8 protein-coding genes are annotated in these 5,211 nt (G+C 40.2%); all 8 read right to left on the reverse strand.

Translation table 11 applies throughout. The annotated features are described in order from the left end of the window. Positions 1-111: 111 nt before the first annotated feature. On the reverse strand, positions 112-486 hold the full coding sequence (locus R7F64_RS23490) for a hypothetical protein (protein ID WP_318072114.1): 375 nt from the start codon (positions 484-486) through the stop codon (positions 112-114). Positions 487-694: 208 nt separating this feature from the next. Further along, entirely contained in the window at positions 695-1,171 is a 477-nt protein-coding gene (locus tag R7F64_RS23495) for a GNAT family N-acetyltransferase (protein ID WP_213885904.1), read from the reverse strand. 145 nt (positions 1,172-1,316) lie between these two features. Continuing rightward, entirely contained in the window at positions 1,317-1,664 is a 348-nt protein-coding gene (locus R7F64_RS23500) for a zinc ribbon domain-containing protein (RefSeq protein ID WP_213908294.1), read from the reverse strand. Positions 1,665-1,798: 134 nt separating this feature from the next. Continuing rightward, positions 1,799-2,356, reverse strand: coding sequence for a hypothetical protein (locus R7F64_RS23505; protein WP_318072115.1), 558 nt, complete (start codon positions 2,354-2,356; stop codon positions 1,799-1,801). Positions 2,357-2,465: 109 nt separating this feature from the next. Beyond that, the gene (locus R7F64_RS23510; protein ID WP_318072116.1) at positions 2,466-2,750 is read right to left on the reverse strand and encodes a hypothetical protein; all 285 of its coding nucleotides are present in this window, start codon (positions 2,748-2,750) and stop codon (positions 2,466-2,468) included. A 75-nt stretch (positions 2,751-2,825) separates the two neighbouring features. Continuing rightward, positions 2,826-3,152 (reverse strand): hypothetical protein, encoded by a 327-nt coding sequence (locus R7F64_RS23515; RefSeq protein ID WP_318072117.1) that lies wholly within the window; start codon positions 3,150-3,152, stop codon positions 2,826-2,828. Positions 3,153-3,858: 706 nt separating this feature from the next. Continuing rightward, positions 3,859-4,140 carry a hypothetical protein gene (locus R7F64_RS23520; RefSeq protein ID WP_318072118.1) on the reverse strand — a complete coding sequence of 94 codons (282 nt, stop codon included), beginning with the start codon at positions 4,138-4,140 and terminating at the stop codon, positions 3,859-3,861. Between the two features lie 186 nt (positions 4,141-4,326). Next, positions 4,327-5,007, reverse strand: a complete 681-nt coding sequence (locus R7F64_RS23525; protein WP_010448822.1) for a DUF4145 domain-containing protein — start codon at positions 5,005-5,007, stop codon at positions 4,327-4,329. Between the last annotated feature and the right edge of the window lie 204 nt (positions 5,008-5,211).

A 5,211-nucleotide genomic window follows, 5' to 3' on the forward strand; every position in this document is an offset into this window, starting at 1 on the left:
TCAATGCTAAGAGATGGTGTTATGTGGGATACAGATAGCCTCAAAAATTAACTATTGACGCCATAGTCTCTTGTTATATGCCAGTGCTGAGCCTACTCGCGATAGACGGATTTAGGACTTTAATTCTAGGTTTTTACACATTTTTCCCCAAACCATTTCTGCAAAGTCTTTTATAGCCAATCCTTTAGGCTCACCCTGTTGTTTATACAATTGACCAAATACAGCTTGAGACATACCAACTGAGTAACCAACCATGAACCCGCGCTTAGTATTGCTCAAATACTCACCATTTGCGTAAAAGTCTAATTTTTCATACATATAGTTTGTAATTCCATTGCTAGCAGCATCATTATTAGTATAAGTTGCAGCGGCTGCGCATAGAGAGTGATTAGACATTTGTTCATAGAATTCTTGCGTAGCTTGCTTGGATAAAGCTTGAGCACCAAACGAGATAAATAATGTTGTGAAAATCACAGAATATTTCATAGAGGTCACTTTCTTGTAATATTGAAATTGAAACTTATTATATGGGATACCAACTTCATTTGTAGTCTACTTGAATGTGATAGAGGCATATAACGCCGCGTTAAGTAGTGAGCAACGCTACCACTGAACCTAAACCATTGTGCCGTAAACACTAAAGCCGGTTAAAACCAAAAATGCCACGCGTTGCGAATCTGCCTTAAACGCTTTGTTATAACCGTTTTTCCATTCGTAAAAGACTCCAAACCTCACCGTCGAAAGAACGAGAGCCATTTTCATACGATGTCACGGTAAAACCAAGAGACTCATAGCAATTTCTCGCAACTATGTTTCGTTCAAATACGGCTAGTGATAGTAAGCTAGCGCTGTATTTTTCTTTTGCTAGCTCGACTAACTGACCAAGCATGAGCTTTGAAATGCCCTTTCCACGAAAACTATCCGAAACAAATACGCGGCAAATTCTAAAGTGTGACGCTGAAACTTTAAATAGTTCAACATAACCAGCGCTCTGACCTGCAACAACGAAGATAAAGGGAAACACTTGCGCTTGAGCGCAATGTTTAGAAATCTGCACTGAATCCAATGGAAACTCAAAGTTTGGACCACCCCACTGATAATTCAATTTATCCGAGTCAATCCACCCGATAAGCAAGTCATGATCTTCTTTTTCAAATGCTCTAAGTTCCATTTTCCCCTCTAAGGTTATAACGCCCTGTTAAGGTGTGAGCAACGCAATACCGAAGCCGCCGCATACCACCTTAACAACTAAAACCAACGCATAATAAAAATGCCACGCGTTGCGAATCACTCTTAAACAGTTTGTTATGCCTATGCTAACCACCTAGAAAATCTAGTATTTTTTGTCCAGTACCTAGACCTCGTTTGTAAAGCTCAGTGTGACCGCAGCTACTGCATGACAAGAAATAAAAACGGTGTTTGTTGTAATTGAAAAATGTACTCCAAAATCCACCACTGGCTCTTAACTCACCAACCTCATATGACTCTGAACCACATTTATCACAGCAGTATTCAAACTTCGATTTCACTTTGTCATTCCCTAACAGGTGGTTTGCCATCTGCTTGTTTGCAAGCTCTTTGCCTAAAGACCCGCACTTTTCACACTTTAATGATGAGTGTTCATTGCTATGCCCGCACCCAAAGCACTCCCATTTACTATCCATATTTCCTCTTATCGGCATAACGCCCTGCTAAGGGGTGAGCAACGCAATACCGAAGCCGCCGCAAACCACCTTAATCACTAAAATCAACGCATAGTAAAAATGCCACGCGTTGCGAATCCCTCTTGAGCAGTTTGTTATAAGCCGTTTTCTACTTGATAGTCGGCTATTAGACCTACATTTTCTATCGGTGTTGGCAAAATATCATCCAATGTATTAATTACTCCGCCTCTTCCATATGATCGAATATGATAGTGATTTTCATCAATAACAACATAGTAATACAGTGTATCTCCGGTAACACTCACTTGTGCTGCATCGTTTAGAGATACCAAGCTGCCTTGTGGTAAAGAGTTTTGTAAAACTTCTAATGATGTCGGGTATACACCATTTTGAACTTTGTATAATTCAATAGCTTGTACTGCACTTGTCAATTGTACTTTTACTAACTCAGTTCGCAGATCATCGTACACTCCTCCCTCTTGTACAAAACCCAAGTAAGCAAGCGTCCCATACAAGATAAAAGTAAAACTAATACCGCAAAGACCCACTAATTTCAGTTTTGTACTTTTTGCCTTGAAACCCCAGATAATTGCCACAATTCCAAATACAACGCCAATCAAAGGGATGAATGACATTCCACCAATTACAAATCCAAGGCAACCGGGTCCTTTTTGTTTCTCTTTATTTTCCAATGTTCAATATCCTATGTAGTACTTTAAGGCTTATAACGCTGCGTTAAGGTGTGAGTAACGCACATCTGAAACTGCTGCATAGCGCCTTAAACACTTTACTCAACGCAAACTAAAAGTGCCAAGCGTTACGAATCACTCTTAAACGCCTTGTTAGCATTGCTCTCACACCCATAACTTCACTTTGAAAGCTCTTGTCGTAAATCGCAACAAGTTCTTCAGCACAAGTGATGCTTCTCGAATCAGTAACCTTTAAGTAAGCAACCCGAGCAAGAACTACTGCAAACGTCGCTACAAAAAACAAACCGCCTAGTAGCGATAACGTAAGAATCCTATCTTTTGAATAGACGGCTAAGATTTGTGTGTATACCCAAATAGCAGAATATGCCGATGGCATTGCACAAAGCATATAGAAAAAGAAATTTCTGGGATACTTCGCTAACCTTTCAAAGTTTCTAGTCTTCGAGCTAGTCTATTTGGTTTTAAGAACGAACTGATCGTTTTTAGGTTCCACATAACAATCACTATAACGGTAAAGTTCAATGGCTTTACTTGGTTTATCCGATGAAAGTAAAAGTGAAATAACATCAAAGTCAGCTCGAATTTTGAAGATAGACTTAAACTGCTGTTCTACTACGAGCTTTCTTGCTTTATTAGCCTCTGAATCAAAACACTGATAAAAGAACTCTAAATTTTTAACTCTGAATTGGTTTCGATTCAGCACCCAATCGTGAAAGAACTTTAAGAATGGTAATGCTCCTGCTAGAAAGCCTACCATTGCAGCCGAAGATATCTCCAAGTAACTCTCCTAAACTCACTTTTTCGAAAAAATGCTAACGCCGCGTTAAGTGGTGAACAACGCTAACCACCAAACCTAACCCATTGTACCTTAAACACTTAACCTAACCTGAACTGAAATCGCTAAGCGTTGTGAATCCGCCTTAAACGCCTTGTTAGGCGAAGTTTTCTACCAGTGTTTAAGTTGTTTTGAAAGCAGATTACCCGAAACCCAATAAGCAACCAAACACCCACTGTCTTTTTGTGATTCAAGAACCATAAAAGCCCCCTATGTTTCAGCCGAAGTTTCGACAACCACAAAATACAGACTTTCAGCAATAAAGTTGCTTTTGAGGAGGCGAAACGGAAAGCTACAAATTTAAAGCGAGAACGAAAACCTCGATTAACTTGACCTTTCCACACTTTGAGCGAGTGAAATTCACAACCAACCGACTATGAAAACCAATGAGGCAACCCGCAAACCTTGGCATGTTTTACGGCCAGAGAGATTCAAGGGTTTGAGCCGACAATGTTGAATTGCCGACATAGAAAAACGAAAGCTCAAAGAGAACTAAGAAGATGAGAACAAAGAACTTCCTGCCCGTCGCCTAACGCCGCGTTAAGTAGTGAGCAACGCCATCACAAAACCTAACCAGACCACCGTAAACACAAAACCCAACGATGGAATGAAAAATGCCATGCGTTGGGAATCTGTCTTAAACGCTTTGTTAGCCCTTGTTTTGGTGCTTTGATCGTAACTCATTAAACGCTGTACTCACTAATGCACCTCCGATGATAGAGATAAAGATCAAGAACATTTCCCCTAGCCCTACAACCATCGTATTATTAAAAGTTTGCCCCTGCGATTTCAAATCTAGCCCCAACGTAGCACCGTAAATTGTAAGCCCGATTCCAGAGAAAAATAACATTAGAGGATTTAGCTTATAAAACATTAAAGCTAACCCTGCGAACACAGTTACCGCAATACCAAAAACTTCTAAATACATCATAGAATTCCGCTTGAACGCACTAAACAACAAGCTCACATTATACCCCAGACAGGGATACAAAACACGATGCATCGATATAACTGGTAACGGTAGAGGGCTAACGCCGCATTAAGGTGTGAGCGACGCTTGGCTATACTTGAGCGAAGCGAAACTGCCAAGCGTTGCGAATCACTCTTAAATGCTTTGTTAGGTCATTTCTGACAGATACTTCTCTGTCAAAATACAATTGAGTACCCAGCCCAAAGTTAGTCGAATGAGTATTTTAAGGTCACTCAAGTCCTTGTCGCCCCACTTTCGAACATAATGAGTCTCATCATTACCCAACCATGTTGCTCGTTTAGCACATTCTTTTATGTTTGTATCTGACACATACTGACCGATAACTTTCGCCAATTGTAAGGATCTGATGTTGTCAGCGGAATCGTTGTTTTTATAGATACAGTAATCCTTGATTAGGAATTCAAGTGACTTTCTGTATGCTACTCCAGCAATTTCATGCAAGCCATATTGCTCTGCGGCACTAGCTTGATTGAAAATTTCACAAAAACTAGGGGACACCTGATTAATTTCATCTTGAAACTGCTCATTTTTCACAGTAACAGGCGATGAGTTTTGATACTTAAAAACACCAACTCTACTTGTGCCTTGCATCGCAGTCCGAATATATGAGCTGATAAATAACCTGCTGCACTCATTCCTTGTACAGCGATATACAAGCTCTAATTTCGTCCCTGATTTATCAGGGTTTCCACTCAAGCTTGAAGTAATATTTGTTGGTTTTACTGAATAGTGACAATGCGGGCACATATCTGCGTGCGCATTGATTTCAAACCAATGTTTCTCGTTAACAACTACTCTAGGGTTCATTTTTACCTCTATGACCTAACGCCGCATTAAGGGGTGAACAACGCGGCCACCTGACCTAAAACATTGTGCCGTAAACACTTAAGCTAATTCAATCCAAAACTGCCAAGCGTTGTGAATCCCTCTTGAAGGCTTTGTTTCCTAATTCACGTTCAGTTAAAAACGCCCCTAACATGACTAATTGTTAGGCGATCACCATCGTTTCAG

Origin of the sequence: Vibrio sp. Vb1980 (assembly GCF_033338615.1) — a bacterium.
Classification (GTDB): domain Bacteria; phylum Pseudomonadota; class Gammaproteobacteria; order Enterobacterales; family Vibrionaceae; genus Vibrio; species Vibrio alginolyticus.